This is a genomic window from Flavobacterium rhamnosi (assembly GCF_048286515.1).
Lineage (GTDB): Bacteria > Bacteroidota > Bacteroidia > Flavobacteriales > Flavobacteriaceae > Flavobacterium.
In genome coordinates, this window is sequence record NZ_JBLVPS010000024.1 from 1 (window position 1) to 19,085 (window position 19,085).

Below are 19,085 nucleotides of genomic sequence, written 5' to 3' on the forward strand. Positions count from 1 at the left end.
GCCATTGCTCAGCCAATGTGTACATCTGTTCTTGTTGATTCATGTCTAAAATTTTGAATCAGCAAATTTAAACTAGATGATTTATGAATCAAAGATGCTTTTAGTGGGACCAATACGATTATGGAGGTTTTTTGGATTCGAAACTTATTTAAAAAATATTTTAATAGCTATCAACCTTTAATTTACGTGGATTATTGGTTTTAACAACTTAAGCTATTTCTATAAAGTGATATTATTTTACCCTCCGAGTTTCAGTATTGCACCCGCCGTTCTGAGGCCTGGCGAGGTTGGGGAAATAGGAGCAGAGTATTTTCTGTTTTGCGAATATTTAAGCAGCTTGTTATATGTCTTTTTTCTTTAGACACCGTCCTCTTGGAGCATCACTCTCATGAAGCACAATTTCGGAATGTAGGAACTGTGCGGCCTCTGCTGAATCTTTCACTTTGGAAGCACTGCGTTCTAACATTTCTGATTCAAACTCAGTTAATACACTTTGCCTCACTCCAGCTTTTCTCCATTGGGATAAAGATCTACATCCACTTGAGATCCCCCGAGCCAGCGTGAGCGCATCCAGCAGAGCCTGATTTGCTCCCTGCCCTTTGAATGGACTCATTGGATGAGCCGCATCTCCGATCAGAGTCACTTGGCCACCTTTCTCCAATAATTCTGACTCGAGTAATTCTCGGTCATACACGGGATAGCCGGAAATCTGAGCTTCTAGGGTTGCTACTAAAATCTGAGGAATGGGGTCGTGCCACTGAGTTCTGCGACACGCTTCTTCCTTGAGTGCCCGAGGTCCTTGAGCACTTAACGCCTTAGCCTCTTTTTCTGGCATTGGGAAGCTAAGTTGCCACATCACGGAGTCTGACGTATAAGGCATTATGTAGATCCGCTCCTTGCCATTGGCGGTTTGAAATACAGTGGCCGAGTCCAGTAAAGAATTATTAAGACCTTTGATAGCCGTCAAAGGACAAATACCCAATATCACAATACAGCCGAGGTAACGTAAAGGGGTAATATTCTCACCGATCAACAACCGCCGCACGGAACTACGAATACCATCGGCTCCAACCACAAGGTCAGCCTTGGAACTTTTTATCTTCCCGTCCACTTGAAAGCTTAGATCAACACCTTCACCCTCACATTCCTTAAAACCTACTAATTGGTGCCCCCACTGTACTGCATCATCTCCGCCAAGCTGCTTAAGTAGCGCTAAGCGCAATGATTGCCTTGAGATATGTATGTTTGAACGTTTCGAAGACTTTTTCGCATCTGACTGCATCCACTTTCTGATCCCCCATTCACCAATCACTTTTCCTTCTGTAGTATGAACCAAATGTCTTGTTGAAATCACCCCTTCTTCTAACGAGAAAACACCCAATCCCTCGATCGCTTTACTAGCTTGTTGCAAAGTGAGACCGTAGCCCTGAGATCGAGCATTGAAATCGGTATCGCGCTCATAAAGGGTAAAAGGAATCCCGCGGTGCAAACAAGCCACAGCTAGAGCCACTCCTCCGATACCACCACCAATAATAGCAACGTGTGGGTAGTTTTCTTTATCCGCAATAGGATAGCTAGTAGAGTGAAGCAGACCGGATCCGCAACACTTCAAGCATGAGTATAGGTGGGCCTTAGGACGAACTGGAGCCGTCCCTTCGTCTTTCTTTTTTTCAAATTGATCGAATGCCATTTGGTAGCGGAGTCGCACTTTATTGCTGAGCCCTCGACTTTTTTTGCCGCGTCCTTGACATTCCTGACAAGCAGTCCAGCTTGCTTTTTCATTTTCCACTTTTTTCACTTCCTCTTTACTTAACTTGATTTTGACTCCATTTTGTAAGAAAAAAACTTATCCGATACAATTGATGCTGGGCCTACTAGCAAAGTTGTGACTATGACTTTCATTACTTTTATATAATTTCACTTGATAAATTTATGTTTTTCAGCGTTTTGTCCCTTGTAGCAGTTGCGCAAATTTAGTCAAAAGATTACCAGTACAAAACTACTTTAGAATTTTCGCCTTTTTTCTATTGAAATCTTCAAATTGCCTGTTCTATAATTTAAGTGCCCTAAGAACATTTTTTGACGCTTTTTTCAACTCCTTTTTTGAAAAGTTAAATCAAACTTCTTTTTTCAAAAATAGAAATTATTGTAGTTTAAATCATATATATTTACATTGAAATTAACGGAAACTTGTTCGTTTATAGGTTTTTATACGTACTGACGTTGTGCGTAATTTTATAGGAGCAACGACAAATTCATTAACCGAAAAGCAACAACTTGTAAAAAAGTTGTTAAAAAAAGTAAAATGTTATACCTATGAAAAATATTCTAAGCCTATTATTCTTTATTTTCATGGGAACAGTTTCCGGACAATCCCTAAAAATAAAAAATCTTGAACAAAGTCTTTCTCAAACAAATTCAGATACTGGTAAGATAGAGCTGTTGATAAAAATTTCTTCAGCCTATACCAGCCATAATCCGATAAAGTCAATCCATTTTGCAGAAGAGGCTTTGTTACTGTCTAAAAAAAATCAGTATAAAGAAGGTGAAATGCGTAGTCTGAATAGCTTAGCTTTCTCCTTATTTGTTACCGGCAACTACTCAAGAGGATTGAAGACTTCTTTAGAAGCGCTAAAATTAGCTCAAAAACTAAGGAGTAAAGAAGGTCTGGTTTTGGCTTACAATAATATAGGAAATATTTACAGAAGACAAGGTGTTTACAAAAGTGCTATTACAAATCTTCTGCTTGCCAAAGATATTTGTGATGCAAATAAAAGTATTTCGTCCGCTCATATTATATCTACCTTGGGAATATGTTATTTAGAAATCGGCAAAACCGATTTAGCCATGGATTTCCTGCAAAGGGTTTATCAACAAGATATTAAATCAAAAAGCGAAAGCATATCTATTACCTATAATCGTCTGGGTGATTTACAATATAGGATAAATAATATTCCGCTTGCCTTAGAATATTACCGCATGGGTGTTAAAAGTGCCAATGAGTATGATAAACCCAGATGGTTGTGCTTTAATTATGTTTCTTTGGCAGAACTTTATCTCAAAGTGCATCAAACTGATTCCAGCATTGTATATGGTAAAAAGGCTCTTAAGCTGGCAGAAAATAAATTTCTGCATCAAGCACAAAAGACTGCTGTAATCCTGTCTGATAATTATACCCTGTTAAAAGAATCGGACAGTTGTCTCAAATATCTAAGATTGGCCATCGTTATCAAAGACACTATTCAAAGCAACAAAGAAGAATCTCAAATTCAGAATCTTGTGTTTGAAGAGCGCCTGCAAAAAATAGAGTCAGCTGAAAATGAAGCCAAACTTAAAGAAGAACGGTCACATAATCTTCAGTATTCTGCTATTGCAGCCACGTTAATTCTTTTCATCATTGTATTTCTATTATTGAGCCATTCGATATTAGTGAATGAGTCGATTATCCGTTTTTTAGGAATTCTGTCTTTATTAATTGTATTTGAATTTATCAATTTGCTGCTACATCCTTACTTGGGTGAATTTGTACATCACTCTCCAATACTAATGTTATGCATGATGGTATTCATCGCAGCACTTTTAATTCCTTTGCATCACAAATTAGAGCACTGGATAACAAATAAACTAGTAGATAAAAATACTCAAATAAGATTGACTGCTGCGAAAAGAACAATAGAAGCGATAGAAAAAAATAATCCAACATAAAAATGCAAACAAAACGAACGCACCAAAGCTACTGCAATCGAGTTGGGTATCAGCCTAATGGAAAGTTGGTTTTGTATTATGAAATTTAGCAGATCTGAATAATTGTTTTAATTTACCCAAAGCACTTAAATCTTATGTATTACCTACTGTTTATTTTTAGTAATAATATATTTGTCAAGTTTGTCTAAAAATCGTTCGTCAGCTATACCTGTACGATTAAACATTATCACACTTCCAATTCCCAAGTCTGGATAAATTCTGATTTCGCAATAATAACCACCGCCGCCACCTGCGTGGGCATAATATTGTTTGCCGTTTAATTGTCCTTTAAACCAAGATAAACACATCCCCGTCGCTTTGTTATTGTTTGTGTAATTTTCGATGAAAAGCATTCTTTTATAATGATCACTTATTAGTTTGCAATTAGGCTTTAAGAGTTCCTGAATGTATTTTACAAAAGCATTTGAAGTGCCAATCAAGCCACCATAGGAAACCCCGTTAACATAATTGTCTTTAAACGAATTCCATTTGCCTTCAGTTATGTCTATATATTTTGATTTGCTTATAAGGAAGCCTAAAAAAATATTTGACAAACTATATTTTTTATGATAACCTTTTGCGTGTTGATACATGTCGGTTACTGTAAAATCCAGTTCGGTTTGTTTAATATTTAATGGGTATAAAATATTTTCCCGGACATAATCCTCATAGCTTAATCCGGAAACCTTTTCTATGAGTTGCCCAAGCAAAACATACCCAAGATTTGAATAAGCATATTTTTCATTTGCTTTTGATTTCGTCTTGTTATTTTTTTTGAAAATTTGATTAAAAAAGGCATTCCTGTCAAACGATTTGTGCTCTTCTGCTAAATGTATCCAGCTTAATGGAATAGGGTTAGGGATACCGGAGGAATGCGTCATTAATTGACGAATTGTAATTTCTGATGAATAGGGAAATTCGGGCAAATATTTTTTTACGGGTTGCTCTATATCAAGTTTTTCCTTTTCTGCTAAATGCAAAATTGACAAAGCTGTAAAGGTCTTTGTTATGGAAAAAGCATTGTAAGTGGTATTTTCGGTTGTTTCTTTTTGCTTTTTTATATCCGCATATCCAAACTGAAATTTATGAATGATACTGTCTTTGTCAAAAATAACATATTGAACAGAAGGCGTTTTATGGCGCTCGACTAGTTTTTTCAAAATACTATCTATTTCATTCATAAGTATTTTTATTGTCTATGAGTTGCAAGAATTTGCAAAAGTTCCGAAGCAAAAAAAACACTGAATTTACTTTGAATTAAATTCTCCAAAATGCCATAAAATCCCCGAGGGATCGTGTAAGAAACACTCTTTTCCCCAAGCAAGCTCTCGTACAGGGACTAATTTAACATTTTCATATTTTACAGTAAGTTCTAATTCCAATAATTCGTTCCAAAATCGGGTGACATTTTCCACTTCCATAAAAACCATTGTGTTGTCTATCCACTCTTTCACGTAAGCATCTTGTAAATAAAAACCCAAACCATCAGTATTGAAATAACTCATGTTTGGAGATAAAATGATTTCGTTGAATCCTAGATCAAGATAAAAATCCCGAGACAATTTATAATCCTTAACTCCTATAAAAGGTCGAATAGATTTTGCTTTATGTTCCATTTTTTTTTAGATTAGTATTTTATTTTCCATTTTATCGGCTCAAACAAGGGGTTTTCTATATGAAGTTTCACATAATAACGTTAGTAAAGTCTTTCGTTATTTTTCTTTCTATTATTTCCAAACTCCGAATTGATTATTAAATTGGTTATGCTTTTTCATTTGCATCTAGTTCTAAAGTCAACAAAGTAATTACTTAAAGTCATTCTGAGATATTATTTTTTTTTTGACCGCAAATTTTCCTGCTATGTAAGCCGTAGGTACATATGCTCCAACTAAGTCGACAATATTATACCAAGTTGGAGAAGGAAGCATAAAAACACTGGCGATTCCACCCGCTAAGAAAAAAACACCAATGCCCAAAGCAAATTTCATCTTATGATTGGCGGCAATTAATGCAGCCAGAAAAGCACCTGTAAAAGTCCCGATAGCATGTGCCAAAAAGGGAAAAATAAAATGTTTGGGTTGGAATAAATGCATGGATGCTTTTAAACCTTCCGTAGTGGTAACATCCGCACCCTCCGGTGGAGGAATGATTGAACCGCTAACCATGATAATTCCCATATTAACGGAACTGCCAATGATAATCCCAGCTATAATTGCCAAAATGTTTTTAATGATGGGATTCATAGTTTGTTATTTATTTGTTAGGTTTTATTTATTATAAGGGCACATTGATAAAGAGCTAATTTATAAAAAAATGTTTACAAATTATAGGTAAACCTTTGGTAATCAAATACGAAATTATTTTAATAATCTGGTTCCTCTAAAATAACGTATAAAAGGATTCTTAAAAGGCGTCGTATGGGCCACAAAAAAAATTAATTAAAATATTCGATTTTTTTTTTCTGTAAATGACTTTATTACAGTTTTAATATTTTAAAGTTAAATTACTTTATTTTCTTATCCATTTACCGATCATTTAATCCCTTTCTATTGAGAATTTGCGGCGTATATTTTTCGACCCTTGACTCACGAGTTTTGGATTGTTTAGGTGCTGAAAAATAAAAAATATATGCTCTTTGTCGTCCTGGCGTCAATGCATCAAAAGCAATTTTCAAGGCAGGGTTTTTATTTAATTTATTTTGAAATTCCTTAGGAAATAGGAGTGCCGTACTTTTACTAAAATCTACTTTCATACCAGCTTTTTCCACTTCAATGGCTTCATAAATATAAGCTTTTATGATTGATTCCATCTCAATAATTTCTGGAACATTGGTGAACCGAATCAGGCGCGCCGACCGTGTATTATCCCCTGGCTTGTTTAGAATGCCAGCAGTATCCTTCAATAAAGCCCCTTTGAAAAAACTAAGTACACAGTATTCTTTTAATCCACCTATTATAACGATGTTACTTTTCTGAAACGTATAACAAGGAGCACTCCATTTTAATTCTTCAATAAGCTGACATTCAAGAATGATCCTTCTCAATTGTTCCAATTCTTCATGCCACTTTTCGACTTTATTTAAATATTCATCAATCTTAGAATTCATTCTATTAGTTTATTGATTAGCTGAAATTATTTTTATACCCGTTGATCTACGATACCACTACATTAAAAACCAAGTATAGAAGTTACAACGAAGGAAATAGTTCACTCATTTAATCCCCTTTTATTGAGAATTTGCGGTATACATTTTTCAACCCTTGATTCCCGAGTTTTGGATTGTTTAGGCGCCGAAAAATAAAGTATGTATGCTCTTTGCCTTCCTGGTGTCAATGCCTCAAAAGTAGTTTTTAAGTTAGGGTTTTTGTCTAATTTATTTTGGAACTCTTCAGGAAACAGGAATTCCGTACTCTGTTTAAATTGTACTTTTAAACCGGCTTTTTCCACTTCAATAGCTTCATAAATATAAGCTTTTAAGATGGTTTCCATTTCAACTATTTCGCGAATATTTTTGAACCGAATCTGACGTCCTGCCTGTGTGTTCTCCCCAGGTATTATTAGAATACTTTTGGTATCATTTAATAAGGCACCTTTAAAAAATAGAAGGGCACAGTATTCTTTTAATGGTAGTATGATAACTATATTGTGTTTTTGAAACGTGTAACAAGGCTTACCCCACTTCAATTCCTCAGTTAGCTGACAGTCAAGAAGGATCTTTCTTAATTTTTCCAATTCTTCCTGCCACTTTTTGGCTCTGGTAAAATATTCATCAACCGTAGGATTTATTATAATCTTTGTCATAGTATATAATTACATTCAAAAGTGTAGGGTTATTTGGTCTTTGTTCAAGTTTTCAAGTCTGTTATTGCAACCGTAAAATACTGATATACAATCAATGTACATTGTAATTCATTTTGGTTTAGCTAATATAGAACTTATTTAAGTAAAATAACAAACGTATTTTGATGAATTCTCCAGTTGTAATTATACAAGTACATAGTAATTATTTTAAGGTAATCTCTTTAATTCCAAATTCATAAAACACTGCAACAAATAGGTCTTCGGTAACGCGGTGTAAAACATTTATAGTTGTATCACCTGTGAAGGTTAATCCGTTTAACCTGCCAACATGGAATCGACCTGTTTTTTGCATGCTCACTGAGGATCTTGCATAACGTTTAATAAGAATACAATTAAATTTGTACGTTTGCAAAAAAATAGTAATTGTCAAAAATTATTAAATTAAAAACCAACTAAAGAGGATGACTTTATTATTTAAAATTTGCGCGTAATTATATAAAAAAAAAAAACAAAAGAATTCGATAAAATAATAACAACAAATGAGAAATTTTTTTTTACTGGTATTTGGGCTTACCTTCAGCATTACGACCTTGTTAGCGCAGACGAAAGACACGGTAAAAGTTAATCAACTTTCACCTGTAATTATTGAAGGATTATTACCCAAATACACAATTACAGGACTGGAACCTATTGTAGGAACTTATATTTTTTCGGGAAAGAAGAACGAAGTTATTTCACTTACTCAAATTAACGCAAACATTACAGATAAAACAGGAAGACAAATATTTGCAAAAGTACCAGGGGTTTTTGTATATGATATGGATGGGACAGGGAATCAAATCAATATTTCTTCCAGAGGACTTGACCCACACAGAGGTTGGGAATTTAACATTCGTAAAGATGGTATTCTAACGAATTCTGATATGTATGCATATCCTGCAAGTCATTATAGTATTCCATTGGAAAGCATAGAACGAATTGAATTAGTAAGGGGAACCGGTTCACTTCAGTATGGAGCTCAATTTGGAGGCATGCTTAATTATGTATCTAAGAAAGCCGACACAATTAAAACATTTAATTTTGAAAGTTTTAATACAATTGGTTCGTTTAATTTATTAAGTTCTTATAATGCAATAAGTGGAAAAGTTGGTAAATTAAAGTATTACGCCTATTTCGCAAAAAAAGCACGGGATGGATATCGTAAAATAGAACATACTAGTTATGATGCAGAAGGAATAACACTTACCTATGACCCCAATAAAAGCTTATCGTTTCGTTTAGAATGGGCAAGGTCTAATTATTTGTATCGTATTCCCGGACCACTAACTGACGCTATGTTTGCAACAGACCCAAAGCAAGCAACGAGGTCAAGAAATTATTTTAATCCAGCCATTAATATTCCATCATTTACTTTAAATTACAAAATCAAAAACAATACAAAATTTCAATTTATTTCATCCGCTGTAATTGGTTTAAGAAATAGTGTTTTATTTGATAAACCTGCAAATGTAGATGATGTAATTAATCCTCTAACCCTTGATTATGCAAACAGACAAGTTGATATTGATCGTTTTAAAAGCTTTACCAACGAATTAAGACTACTTCAACGATACAAATTAGGAAATCAAATAAGTTCACTTGCTGCGGGAGTGCAATATATGAATAACGATTTACACAGAACACAATTAGGAAAAGGTACTACAGGAAGTGATTTTGACTTAACACTTGTTGATCCAAATTGGGGTAGAGATATTCATTTTAAAACGCAAAATATGGCGATTTTTGCTGAAAACAACTTTATAATTCTTAAAAATATTTCAATCAATGTTGGTACAAGATTTGAAATTGGCGAAAGCAAAATGTCAGGAACTATAAACTATTATCCTGAAAATAAAATACCGGTTAGTATAAAACATAAATATCCATTATTTGGAGCAAGTTTTAGCTACAAGCCAACAGATTTCACAGGTGTTTATGGCGGTTTTTCACAAGTATACAGACCTGTCCTTTTTAAAGATATTGTTCCAAATTCTATGTATGAAAAAGTAGATGAGAATATCAAAGATGCAAGAGGATATAATGCAGAATTAGGTTTCAGGGGAAATTGGAAATCTTTGAAGTGGGACATTACAGGTTTTTTACTTCTATACAATAATCGTTTTGGAACTTTGGCATTAACTGATGACGAAGGAGTTTTTTACACATACAGAACAAATATTGGAAATTCTTTGACTAAAGGAATTGAATTATTTATTGAAAGAAACTGGGTTCTAAATAAAAAAACAGAAATTTCATTATTTACTTCAACTTCGTTTATGGATGGTCGCTACACAACAGGAAATGTTAAAACAGGAAATTCAAATGTAAATATTGAAGGTAACAAACTTGAAAGTGTACCAAACATTATTTCCAGAAATGGAATTACAGTTCATTATTGGAAAATAAGTTTGTCTGGACTTTATAGTTATACAGCTACAAGTTTTGCAGATGCATTAAATACAGCTGTACCAACAGCAACCGGTGCAGTTGGTTTAGTTCCTTCCTATGGAATATTTGACCTTAACGCAACAATAAAAATAACAAGCAAATTTGAAATAAAAGCAAGTTTAAATAACGTTTTTGATAAACAATATTTTACTAAACGGCCTTTATTCTATCCAGGTCCAGGAGTATGGGGATCTGACGGAAGAAACGGAGCAATTTCATTTATCGCAAAAATATAAGATAAAAAAAATCTGATTTTTGTTGTATCTGTATCGAGTGACACGTCGATAAAAAAAATGAAATCAGTTAATCCAATGTTAATGCACCTAATATTTCTTCAGATAAAAAAGGTCCACCAGGATAAGTAGCGGTGTAATCCAAGTTTAACCAGACTTGCCCTCGCTCATCAATGTGATAGTGTAGTTGTTTTTCATTACTTTCAGTTACAAACAAAACATTCTTTATTAGAAAATTCACTTTTTCTAAGTCATTTAGAGAGCCAATTAATATTTCCGGATAAATATGACCCTTAGTATGAATTAACCTAGGAGTTCCGCCAATCGATTTTATAGTGGCAGCCATTAATATGGAATGGTCATCACAATCACCCGAAAAATAGCCCAGCGATTCGCTTGCAGTTGCAATGTAATCTCTTTCTTTTGGATCACTTACATAATTCCATCGATGATTTATCTCTTTAAATACTGCAAAACATTGGACAATGGTCCTGTAATCAGAATATCCTTTTACATTTTTAAAATGTTTTGAAGTGGCCATAACCGCAAAATTTCTAATTTTCGGATTCTGATACTCTATAGCATTAATGATTTTTGATTTGTTCGGAAAAGGAAGTAGTTTAGCAATGATTATATCTTGTGGATATGGATTATCCGACATCGAATACATCATTGAATTATAATCTTCAAAAACATTGTTGAAACCATAATTACCGATCACCGAACCGTAAAGTAAAACTAATAAATACAATACAATGCAAATGAGAATGATTGTCCTTAAAAACCGTAGAATTAATTGAATAAGAACTATAATTAACAGGAATAAAAGAACTCTATCTATATTAAAAAACCAGTTGGGATTGATTAAATTTTGATGTATAATTATAAAAACCGGAATAGCAATCAATATGTTCAAAACAAAAATAATAACATCGTCCCAGGGTTTTTTGACCTGAAATTTTTGTTTAATACCTTGAAAAGTAATGTTTTTTATTTTTATCATAATAAGAATAAAAACAGTAATCTAGACTGTTTTTACAATATCTTCAAAAGTACCTTTTTTATCGATAATTTTAAGTTGAAAAAGTTGATTTTGAACTTTGTTTAACATTTTTTCTGATAATGGTTTTTGTGACCATTGCGTTAACGACAGCCATTCCTGAATATCTTCTATTTTTTGATGATAATTTGAAGCCAGCGTTTTGTCTATACTTGGGATATTTTTGAATTCCTGAGTAGCTTTATTAATGATTTCAAGAACTTTTGAAATAACTGTAGGCTCTTTTTCTAAGATTTCATCACGGACGGCAAGTACAAAACAGGGCCAAGGTGTTGGACAATCGGCTATACGACGGAAAATTCCTTTATCCACTAGTGGTTTTGTCATAAAACGCTCCCACATAAAATAGTCAGCAGTTCCATTGGTCAGGGCTTCAACTGCACCATCAATGGTGTTTACAATTTCAAACTGAAGATTGTCTGTTTTCCAACCATGATTACTGGCATTCATATATGCCATTAATTGCGAGCCTGAACCTAATCTGGAAATGGCAGCTCTAGTGTTTTCTAAATCCGCTACTGTTTTATAGCTAGATTTTGCTGCAACGTGAATCCCCCAAATTAACGGGCTTTCAACGTAAACCTGAACTATTTTACTTGGATTTCCGGCCACTATATCTTTGACGATTCCTTCAGTTAGGATTACTGCAATGTCCGTTTCTCCGTCACGAAGCATTTGGCACATTTTCCCAGTTCCTTCTGGAACATTAGTCCATTGTAAATTAATATTTTCTTTTTCAAACGCTCCGTTTTCTATTGACAAATGCCACGGAAGATTAAAATGTTCCGGGACACCGGCAATTTTTATTGTCTTCATTATCTATTAGGATTTTTTAATTCATACCAATTCCAACAAACTTCATCTTCCATATACTGCCCTGTCATTAACATTCCAATTTTTTGCAAGATTTTATTAGATGCAGCATTATCAGTATGAGCTGCGGCATCCATAATTTTAATTTTCATCACATTAAAACCATAATCCAACCAAGCATAACTGGCTTCACTTGCGTATCCTTTACCCCAGTGTTTTTCATTTAATCGATACCCGATGTCATAAAAATTAACTTTATTATTTACAATTTCAGTGTTGTATTTTAATCCTGCCCAACCGATTAATTCATTCGTTTCTTTTAAAACCACAACAAATCTTCCAATATTATTTTGAATGTATTGCTCCCTGACAAGTTCTATATAGGAAAGAACTTCGCTAATTTCAGTCAAAGGTTTCTTCCAAAGATAGTTATGTACATTAGGATTACTGTCCATTTCAAATAAAGCTTCAGCATCTGATGGCAGCATTTCCCTTAAAAACAATCGGTCGGTTTCTAAAATAAGATTCATTGATAAAAAAAGTTGGTGGTTAATAATTTGCGCCTCGATACAGTGGAATACTTTTCCTTCTTTCTATAGACTGTTATTCCAGGAATTAGCTCCTAAATTACACATTAATGTCTTTAAAATTATTCAATCTTGCATAACGTATCATATTAGTGAAAGACTCCTGATCCAGTTTTGGTATTTCTAGAATGGAGTTCAGTAAAGTCGTGTCATATTCATTGGCCTCGGTTATGAGATATGGTTTTAAATGTTTACCAATGCTCTCGTAATAAAGTTTTTCAATGGTGTTTTTGTATTTAAAATCAAGTGAGTTTTGAATTAGTGTGAAATTAGTATAACCTACTTCTTTCATAATCAATTGAAGTCCCTTTACAATATTAAAACTTTTATCATTCACAATGTTGAGTTGTTGAATGTCTCCTCTCTCAAATGTATTTACGATAACTTTTGCCACATAATCAACTGGAATTATGTTTAATCCTGTCTTTTCGTTGATGATAAAACGCACATTTTCCTGTTCACTTTTTCGTTGCGCAGTAAAATGGAAAAATTTTGCCAATAGATAAAAAACCATATATTTTGAAATAAAATAATTGCTTTCCTTTCCGAGCATTTTTCCGCCTATTACGCTTGGACGCAAGATTTGATATGGCAATCCTAAAGATTTACATTGCTCTACAACAAAATTTTCCGAATGAAATTTGGCGTTTTCATATGCATTGCGATGTTCTGGAACGAAATCTAAATTATGAAAGTCATTGTCTATAAGTCCTTTTCTTTCACCTGACGAAAAGGCGGTGCTGATGTAAATGAACTTTTTTATAAACGGATGGAATATATTAAAAAGGGATTTTGTGATTTTAGTGTTTTCGTCAAAAATCTTTTCCCTTTGTTCTTCATCTGTTGATAAATTCACGTATCCAGCCGAATGAATGAAATAAGCATCTTTTATTTGGCTTGAAAATGTATCCTGAATTTCAGCCAAATCGGTATCAATGATTTCTATATATTTGTGCAGTTTTTGTATTCCTTTGTCTTTTATGATTTTAGGTGTATAACTGCTGGATAAAAGCTCATTTATTCTGTCTAAAGCAGAATTTTTACCTTTATTTCTGGCGATAAGAAAAAGTTTTCCGTCAATTTTAGTTTTGATGAAAAGTTCCAGAATTTCATACATAATATGAGATCCCAGAACTCCTGTTGCACCTGTAAGTATTATTTTCATTATCGTTTTGTTGTAAAAACAAAGGTAGTTTTAAATACCAAATATTTCAGATTTAAAGTCGCGTCTGATTTTTGAAATCTTTAATCAATAATGATCAATTTTTTGCTTTCAAATCGGAAATAACAATTCTATAACCATCAGGATCAAAAATCATTTTTCCATTTTCATTCCAATATGGATTTTTTGAAGTTACAATTGAAATGTTATATTCTAAAATCTTTTCTATCAAATTATTATATTCGAAAATAGTTTCAGGATAGAAGACTAAAATAGCATCTTCATCAAAATGATGATTGGTTTTTTCGTTGGATATTGTAAATTCTAAATGCCAATCTAAATTGGGTTTTCCAATGAAAACACCACTATAAGTAGCATGGTTTTCAAAATTACCAAGTAAATCAAATCCCAAAATTTCGATATAAAAGAACTTTATTTTTTCTAAATTGTTTGTGTGTCTGGCAAATCGTAGTTTCATTTACTGGATTAGTATTAAATCAAAAACTATTTACTCAATTTATCCAAAGTATACGCAATCAATTCATCAACTGCTTTGTATGGATCTTCGCTAAAGGTTCCAGAAGCTCGATTGGCAATTATGGCATTCAATGACAAAGCATTATGTCCTAAAAGAGCTGAAAGTCCGTATATAGCGGCAGTTTCCATTTCTAAGTTTGTGATTTGGTTGTTACCAAATTTAAAATTATCCATTTTAGAATTTAGTGTCTCGTCTTGAATATTCAAGCGTAACACACGCCCTTGTGGACCATAAAATCCACCGGCAGTTGCGGTAATTCCTTTGTGCATTCTATTGCTTTCTATTCTTTTTTCAAGTTCTTCGGAACACGAAACCACATACGGTTTTCCTTTTCGTAAATCCCAATCTGTATGTTTTACAAAAGCATCTTCTATTTCGATATTCGAAACTTCATCAATTAAATAGGAGCGAAGCATGTTGTCAAGACCCAAACCAAATTTAGACATTACAAAACTATCAACAGGTATATCAGCCTGTAAAGAGCCAGAAGTTCCTATTCGGATTATGTTTAAAGGAGTTAAATCTTTTTTTGGTTGACGCGTTTTTAAATCAATATTAACTAAAGCGTCCAATTCATTCATGACAATATCAATATTATCTGGACCAATTCCCGTAGACATTACTGTAATACGTTTGCCTTTGAAAATTCCGGTTTGTGTTTTAAATTCTCTTTTTTGGGCTGAAAATTCGATACGATCAAAAAATTGCGTGATTTTTTCTACTCGATTTTGATCACCGACAAAGATGATATCGTGTGCAATATGTTCTGGTTTTAAATTCAAATGGTATACACTACCGTCCGGATTTAATATTAATTCTGATGCTTGTATCATTGATTTTTTGTTTTAAACACTAAGTGCACAAGGTTTTTCGCAAAGGTCGAAAGGCTTTTGTTTGTAATCTGTCTGTGATATGAAATCTCAAATCAGTAATCTTATCCCCCTACACGTTTTACTTTGAAGCCCTTAAGTTTTAAGATTTCCATGATTTTATCACGATAATCGCCTTGTATAATGATAGAATCGTCTTTAAAGGTTCCACCAACACTCAATTTTGTTTTTATTTCCTTGGCCAAAATTTTAAAATCCTCGTCAGTACCTTCGTAACCTTCGATTATAGTTGTAGCTTTTCCTTTCCGTTTTTCGAATTTGCAAATCATAGGTTCTTTTTGAACGTATAATTCGTGAGCAACTTCTTCAATTTTTTCTTCCGGACCAACCTGATGATCGGGAAAAAGATTTTTTAATTGGTCTTGTAAATCCATGTTAGGTTGTTTTTTGAACGCTGGCAACGTTAATTTTTTGATTACCACAGATTTAAATTAGTAAAAAACAAAAGACATTAAGCATAAACTTAATGTCTTTTATTAATTGACGCAAATTTAAGTTTATTTTTTGATAAGCCCTAAGTCTACTAAACGTTCATATAAATAGGCTCCCGCAGTAATATCTTCGAATTTTTTTGGATTTTCCGCATCAATACAGTTTTCCAAACAGTCCAATTTCATATCACTTACCGGATGCATAAAAAACGGAATTGAATAACGTGAAGTTCCCCATAATTCTCTCGGTGGGTTTACCACTTGATGAATTGTAGATTTCAATTTGTTATTGGTGTGACGCGATAACATATCTCCAACATTGATTACCAATTCATCCGATTCAGCTACGGCGTCAATCCATTCACCATTGTGATTTTGTACCTGCAATCCTTTTCCTTGAGCACCCATTAATAAAGTAATTAAGTTGATGTCGCCATGTGCCGCAGCACGAATAGCATTTGCAGGCTCTGAGGTAATGGGTGGATAATGAATAGGTCTTAAGATGGAATTCCCTTCTTTAGCATAATTATCAAAATAAAATTCATCCAAACCAAGGTGTAATGCTAAGGCTCTCAATACATAAATACCTGTTTTTTCCAGCATTTGATATGCTTCTTTGCCGACAACATTAAAACGAGGTAATTCTTTTACTTCGACATTTTCAGGGTATTCAGAGGCATATTTTGAATCTTTGGACACATATTGTCCAAAATGCCAGAATTCTTTCAAATCCCCTTCTTTTCTACCTTTGGCATGCTCTGTCCCAAAAGAGACATAGCCTCTTTGTCCGCCAATTCCAGGAATTTCATAACTGCGTTTTTTTTCTAAGGGCAGAGCGAAAAAATTTCTGATTTCACCATACAATTCATTAACCAATTGGTCGTCTAAAAAATGCCCTTTGAGTGCTACGAAGCCAATATCTTCAAATGCACTTCCGATTTCATTTACAAATTTTTGTTTACGTTTCGGGTCGTCCGAAAGGAAATCACGCAAGTCAACACTAGGAATGTTTTGCATATTTTTAAATATTTTTTAATAATTGCAAGGTTAAAAACCTTGCAGATACAAATGTAAAGAATAATTTTATATCTGAATTTTAAAACTTATAAACAAAATTAAAAAATATAACAATATAACACTAAACTGTTATATTTTTTTATCTTTGAACCATACAATAAAACGCAAAAAATGACCTTTGATAGAAAAAATCTTACTGACGATCAATTATTAGATTTATATAAAAGAATACTGAAACCAAGGCTTATAGAGGAGAAAATGTTAATACTGATTCGTCAGGGAAAAGTATCGAAATGGTTCTCTGGAATTGGTCAAGAGGCTATTTCTGTTGGGGTTACAGCAGTTTTAGACTTGGACGAGTATATTTTGCCTATGCACCGAAATCTTGGTGTTTTTACAGGAAGAGACATTCCGTTGTATCGCCTTTTTTCACAATGGCAAGGAAAAGCCAATGGGTTTACCAAAGGTCGTGATCGAAGTTTTCACTTTGGAACACAGCAGTATAACATTATTGGTATGATTTCACATTTAGGTCCTCAATTAGGAGTTGCCGATGGAATCGCTTTAGCCAATAAACTAAAAAATAATGGAAAAATTACCGCAGTTTTTACCGGTGAAGGTGCAACAAGTGAAGGAGATTTCCATGAAGCGTTGAATATTGCTTCCGTTTGGGAACTGCCAGTGCTGTTCGTGATAGAGAATAATGGTTACGGGCTTTCGACACCAATCAATGAACAGTATCGTTGTGAAAACCTGGCCGATAAAGGAATAGGATACGGAATGGAAAGTCACATTATTGATGGTAACAATATTCTTGAAGTTTATAATTTGTTATCCGAACTGAAGGCTTCAATGAAAATAAATCCACGTCCTGTTTTATTGGAATTCAAAACCTTTAGAATGCGCGGGCATGAAGAGGCGAGCGGAACCAAGTATGTTCCGCAGGAATTAATGGATATGTGGTCAATTAAAGATCCGGTAGAAAATTATAGAAAATATTTGACTGAAAACGGAATTCTTACAAGCGATTTTGATGCGACTTTACATACTGAAATTAAAGCTGCTATTGATGAAAGTTTGGCTACGGCCAATGCTGAACCGGAGATTGAAGCTTCGCTAACCGAAGAGTTAAATGACGTTTACAAACCGTATGTTTTTGAACAGGTTAACCCAACAGGGGAAAAAGAAAATATTCGTTTTATAGACGCAATTTCTAGCAGTCTGAAACAATCAATGGAGCGTCATGAAAACTCCGTTATTATGGGTCAGGATATCGCTGAATATGGCGGTGCTTTCAAAATTACAGACGGTTTTGTAGCGAAATTTGGCAAAGAGCGCATCATTAATACACCTATTTGTGAAAGTGCAGTTGTTTCGGCAGCAATGGGATTATCAATTAATGGATATAAAGCGATTGTAGAAATGCAATTTGCTGATTTTGTTTCAACAGGATTTAATCCAATTGTGAATTTATTAGCGAAATCACATTATCGGTGGTTGGAAAAAGCCGATGTGGTAGTACGTATGCCTTGTGGCGGTGGAACACAAGCAGGACCCTTTCATTCGCAAACCAATGAAGCCTGGTTTACTAAAACACCTGGTTTAAAAGTTGTTTATCCCGCATTTCCCTATGATGCCAAAGGCTTATTGAATACTGCTATAAATGATCCGAATCCGGTGTTGTTTTTTGAACACAAACAATTGTACAGAAGCATTTATCAGGATGTACCCAAAGATTATTATACTATTCCGCTGGGAAAAGCAGCTTTGTTGAAAAAAGGAAATGATGTTACAATTATTTCATTTGGAGCAGCGGTGCATTGGGCTTTGGAGACGTTATCAAAAAACCCTGAAATTTCAGCTGATTTATTGGATTTGAGGACCTTACAGCCATTGGATACCGAAGCAATTTACGCCTCAGTTAAGAAAACGGGAAGAGTTATCATTTATCAGGAAGATAGCATGTTTGGTGGAGTTGCCAGTGATATTTCGGCAATGATAATGGAAAATTGTTTCCAATATTTGGATGCGCCGGCGAAACGCGTGACAAGTTTAGACACACCAATACCATTCACAAAAGCATTAGAAGATCAATATTTGCCAAAAGGCAGGTTTGAAACTGAATTAAAACAACTATTGAGCTATTAACATGAATTTTTTATAGGTTATGTTTAGAATTTTGATTTTAAAAATAACCTAGTATCCAATATATTATTATAAAAATAATGATAGTACCGAAACAGCCGCCGCCTAATTTCTTGGCGCCGTAACCAGCCAGTATTGTTTTGAAGAAACCATTCATAAAGCTGTAATTTAAATGTT

Annotated in this window: 18 protein-coding genes; 3 read left to right on the plus strand and 15 right to left on the minus strand. The window is 33.9% G+C overall.

The window, feature by feature from the left end; translation table 11 throughout:
* Positions 1-340: 340 nt before the first annotated feature.
* Entirely contained in the window at positions 341-1,798 is a 1,458-nt protein-coding gene (locus tag ACNQGN_RS15860) for an FAD-dependent oxidoreductase (RefSeq protein ID WP_417988807.1), read from the minus strand.
* Positions 1,799-2,316: 518 nt separating this feature from the next.
* Here ACNQGN_RS15860 and ACNQGN_RS15865 point away from each other — a divergent pair.
* On the plus strand, positions 2,317-3,705 hold the full coding sequence (locus tag ACNQGN_RS15865; protein WP_417988808.1) for a tetratricopeptide repeat protein: 1,389 nt from the start codon (positions 2,317-2,319) through the stop codon (positions 3,703-3,705).
* A gap of 143 nt (positions 3,706-3,848) precedes the next feature.
* On the opposite strand, the gene ACNQGN_RS15870 is transcribed toward ACNQGN_RS15865, so the two are convergent.
* From ACNQGN_RS15870 to ACNQGN_RS15895, 6 genes are all read right to left on the minus strand, one after another.
* Positions 3,849-4,925: a serine hydrolase domain-containing protein gene (locus ACNQGN_RS15870; protein ID WP_417988809.1), complete on the minus strand. Its 1,077-nt coding sequence runs from the start codon at positions 4,923-4,925 to the stop codon at positions 3,849-3,851.
* A 66-nt stretch (positions 4,926-4,991) separates the two neighbouring features.
* On the minus strand, positions 4,992-5,360 hold the full coding sequence (locus ACNQGN_RS15875; protein ID WP_417988810.1) for a VOC family protein: 369 nt from the start codon (positions 5,358-5,360) through the stop codon (positions 4,992-4,994).
* A 189-nt stretch (positions 5,361-5,549) separates the two neighbouring features.
* Positions 5,550-5,987 (minus strand): hypothetical protein, encoded by a 438-nt coding sequence (locus ACNQGN_RS15880; RefSeq protein WP_417988811.1) that lies wholly within the window; start codon positions 5,985-5,987, stop codon positions 5,550-5,552.
* Between the two features lie 281 nt (positions 5,988-6,268).
* Entirely contained in the window at positions 6,269-6,850 is a 582-nt protein-coding gene (locus ACNQGN_RS15885; protein ID WP_417988812.1) for a YdeI/OmpD-associated family protein, read from the minus strand.
* A gap of 101 nt (positions 6,851-6,951) precedes the next feature.
* Positions 6,952-7,530, minus strand: a complete 579-nt coding sequence (locus tag ACNQGN_RS15890) for a YdeI/OmpD-associated family protein (protein WP_417988867.1) — start codon at positions 7,528-7,530, stop codon at positions 6,952-6,954.
* A gap of 217 nt (positions 7,531-7,747) precedes the next feature.
* Positions 7,748-7,897 (minus strand): hypothetical protein, encoded by a 150-nt coding sequence (locus tag ACNQGN_RS15895; RefSeq protein WP_417988813.1) that lies wholly within the window; start codon positions 7,895-7,897, stop codon positions 7,748-7,750.
* 187 nt (positions 7,898-8,084) lie between these two features.
* Here ACNQGN_RS15895 and ACNQGN_RS15900 point away from each other — a divergent pair, with 187 nt between their 5' ends.
* Positions 8,085-10,268, plus strand: a complete 2,184-nt coding sequence (locus ACNQGN_RS15900) for a TonB-dependent receptor family protein (RefSeq protein WP_417988814.1) — start codon at positions 8,085-8,087, stop codon at positions 10,266-10,268.
* Positions 10,269-10,335: 67 nt separating this feature from the next.
* Here the strand turns inward: ACNQGN_RS15900 and ACNQGN_RS15905 are convergent, their stop codons facing one another.
* From ACNQGN_RS15905 to ACNQGN_RS15940, 8 genes are all read right to left on the minus strand, one after another.
* Complete coding sequence (locus ACNQGN_RS15905; protein WP_417988815.1) at positions 10,336-11,268, minus strand: transglutaminase; 933 nt, start codon at positions 11,266-11,268, stop codon at positions 10,336-10,338.
* A 21-nt stretch (positions 11,269-11,289) separates the two neighbouring features.
* Positions 11,290-12,141 (minus strand): substrate-binding domain-containing protein, encoded by an 852-nt coding sequence (locus tag ACNQGN_RS15910; RefSeq protein ID WP_417988816.1) that lies wholly within the window; start codon positions 12,139-12,141, stop codon positions 11,290-11,292.
* On the minus strand, positions 12,141-12,668 hold the full coding sequence (locus ACNQGN_RS15915; protein ID WP_417988817.1) for a GNAT family N-acetyltransferase: 528 nt from the start codon (positions 12,666-12,668) through the stop codon (positions 12,141-12,143). Before ACNQGN_RS15915 ends, ACNQGN_RS15910 begins: the two co-directional genes overlap by 1 nt.
* Before the next feature lie 97 nt (positions 12,669-12,765).
* Positions 12,766-13,890, minus strand: coding sequence for an SDR family oxidoreductase (locus tag ACNQGN_RS15920; protein WP_417988818.1), 1,125 nt, complete (start codon positions 13,888-13,890; stop codon positions 12,766-12,768).
* Between the two features lie 94 nt (positions 13,891-13,984).
* Entirely contained in the window at positions 13,985-14,365 is a 381-nt protein-coding gene (locus tag ACNQGN_RS15925; RefSeq protein ID WP_417988819.1) for a VOC family protein, read from the minus strand.
* Positions 14,366-14,391: 26 nt separating this feature from the next.
* Positions 14,392-15,258, minus strand: a complete 867-nt coding sequence (locus ACNQGN_RS15930) for a nucleoside phosphorylase (protein ID WP_417988820.1) — start codon at positions 15,256-15,258, stop codon at positions 14,392-14,394.
* A gap of 101 nt (positions 15,259-15,359) precedes the next feature.
* Positions 15,360-15,689, minus strand: a complete 330-nt coding sequence (locus ACNQGN_RS15935; RefSeq protein ID WP_417988821.1) for a translation initiation factor — start codon at positions 15,687-15,689, stop codon at positions 15,360-15,362.
* Positions 15,690-15,812: 123 nt separating this feature from the next.
* Positions 15,813-16,763 carry an isopenicillin N synthase family dioxygenase gene (locus ACNQGN_RS15940; RefSeq protein WP_417988822.1) on the minus strand — a complete coding sequence of 317 codons (951 nt, stop codon included), beginning with the start codon at positions 16,761-16,763 and terminating at the stop codon, positions 15,813-15,815.
* Between the two features lie 171 nt (positions 16,764-16,934).
* Here ACNQGN_RS15940 and ACNQGN_RS15945 point away from each other — a divergent pair, with 171 nt between their 5' ends.
* Positions 16,935-18,911 (plus strand): alpha-ketoacid dehydrogenase subunit alpha/beta, encoded by a 1,977-nt coding sequence (locus tag ACNQGN_RS15945; protein WP_417988823.1) that lies wholly within the window; start codon positions 16,935-16,937, stop codon positions 18,909-18,911.
* Positions 18,912-19,085: the final 174 nt, after the last annotated feature.

What these genes read in the sequence shown, in the direction of transcription:
- ACNQGN_RS15885 (WP_417988812.1), bottom strand. Translation starts at nt 6,850, where the DNA reads ATGAATTCTAAGATTGATGAATATTTAAATAAAGTCGAAAAGTGGCAT.
- ACNQGN_RS15920 (WP_417988818.1), bottom strand. Translation starts at nt 13,890, where the DNA reads ATGAAAATAATACTTACAGGTGCAACAGGAGTTCTGGGATCTCATATT.
- ACNQGN_RS15870 (WP_417988809.1), bottom strand. Translation starts at nt 4,925, where the DNA reads ATGAATGAAATAGATAGTATTTTGAAAAAACTAGTCGAGCGCCATAAA.
- ACNQGN_RS15930 (WP_417988820.1), bottom strand. Translation starts at nt 15,258, where the DNA reads ATGATACAAGCATCAGAATTAATATTAAATCCGGACGGTAGTGTATAC.
- ACNQGN_RS15910 (WP_417988816.1), bottom strand. Translation starts at nt 12,141, where the DNA reads ATGAAGACAATAAAAATTGCCGGTGTCCCGGAACATTTTAATCTTCCG.
- ACNQGN_RS15940 (WP_417988822.1), bottom strand. Translation starts at nt 16,763, where the DNA reads ATGCAAAACATTCCTAGTGTTGACTTGCGTGATTTCCTTTCGGACGAC.
- ACNQGN_RS15895 (WP_417988813.1), bottom strand. Translation starts at nt 7,897, where the DNA reads ATGCAAAAAACAGGTCGATTCCATGTTGGCAGGTTAAACGGATTAACC.
- ACNQGN_RS15935 (WP_417988821.1), bottom strand. Translation starts at nt 15,689, where the DNA reads ATGGATTTACAAGACCAATTAAAAAATCTTTTTCCCGATCATCAGGTT.
- ACNQGN_RS15945 (WP_417988823.1), top strand. Translation starts at nt 16,935, where the DNA reads ATGACCTTTGATAGAAAAAATCTTACTGACGATCAATTATTAGATTTA.
- ACNQGN_RS15905 (WP_417988815.1), bottom strand. Translation starts at nt 11,268, where the DNA reads ATGATAAAAATAAAAAACATTACTTTTCAAGGTATTAAACAAAAATTT.
- ACNQGN_RS15880 (WP_417988811.1), bottom strand. Translation starts at nt 5,987, where the DNA reads ATGAATCCCATCATTAAAAACATTTTGGCAATTATAGCTGGGATTATC.
- ACNQGN_RS15915 (WP_417988817.1), bottom strand. Translation starts at nt 12,668, where the DNA reads ATGAATCTTATTTTAGAAACCGACCGATTGTTTTTAAGGGAAATGCTG.
- ACNQGN_RS15925 (WP_417988819.1), bottom strand. Translation starts at nt 14,365, where the DNA reads ATGAAACTACGATTTGCCAGACACACAAACAATTTAGAAAAAATAAAG.
- ACNQGN_RS15865 (WP_417988808.1), top strand. Translation starts at nt 2,317, where the DNA reads ATGAAAAATATTCTAAGCCTATTATTCTTTATTTTCATGGGAACAGTT.
- ACNQGN_RS15875 (WP_417988810.1), bottom strand. Translation starts at nt 5,360, where the DNA reads ATGGAACATAAAGCAAAATCTATTCGACCTTTTATAGGAGTTAAGGAT.
- ACNQGN_RS15900 (WP_417988814.1), top strand. Translation starts at nt 8,085, where the DNA reads ATGAGAAATTTTTTTTTACTGGTATTTGGGCTTACCTTCAGCATTACG.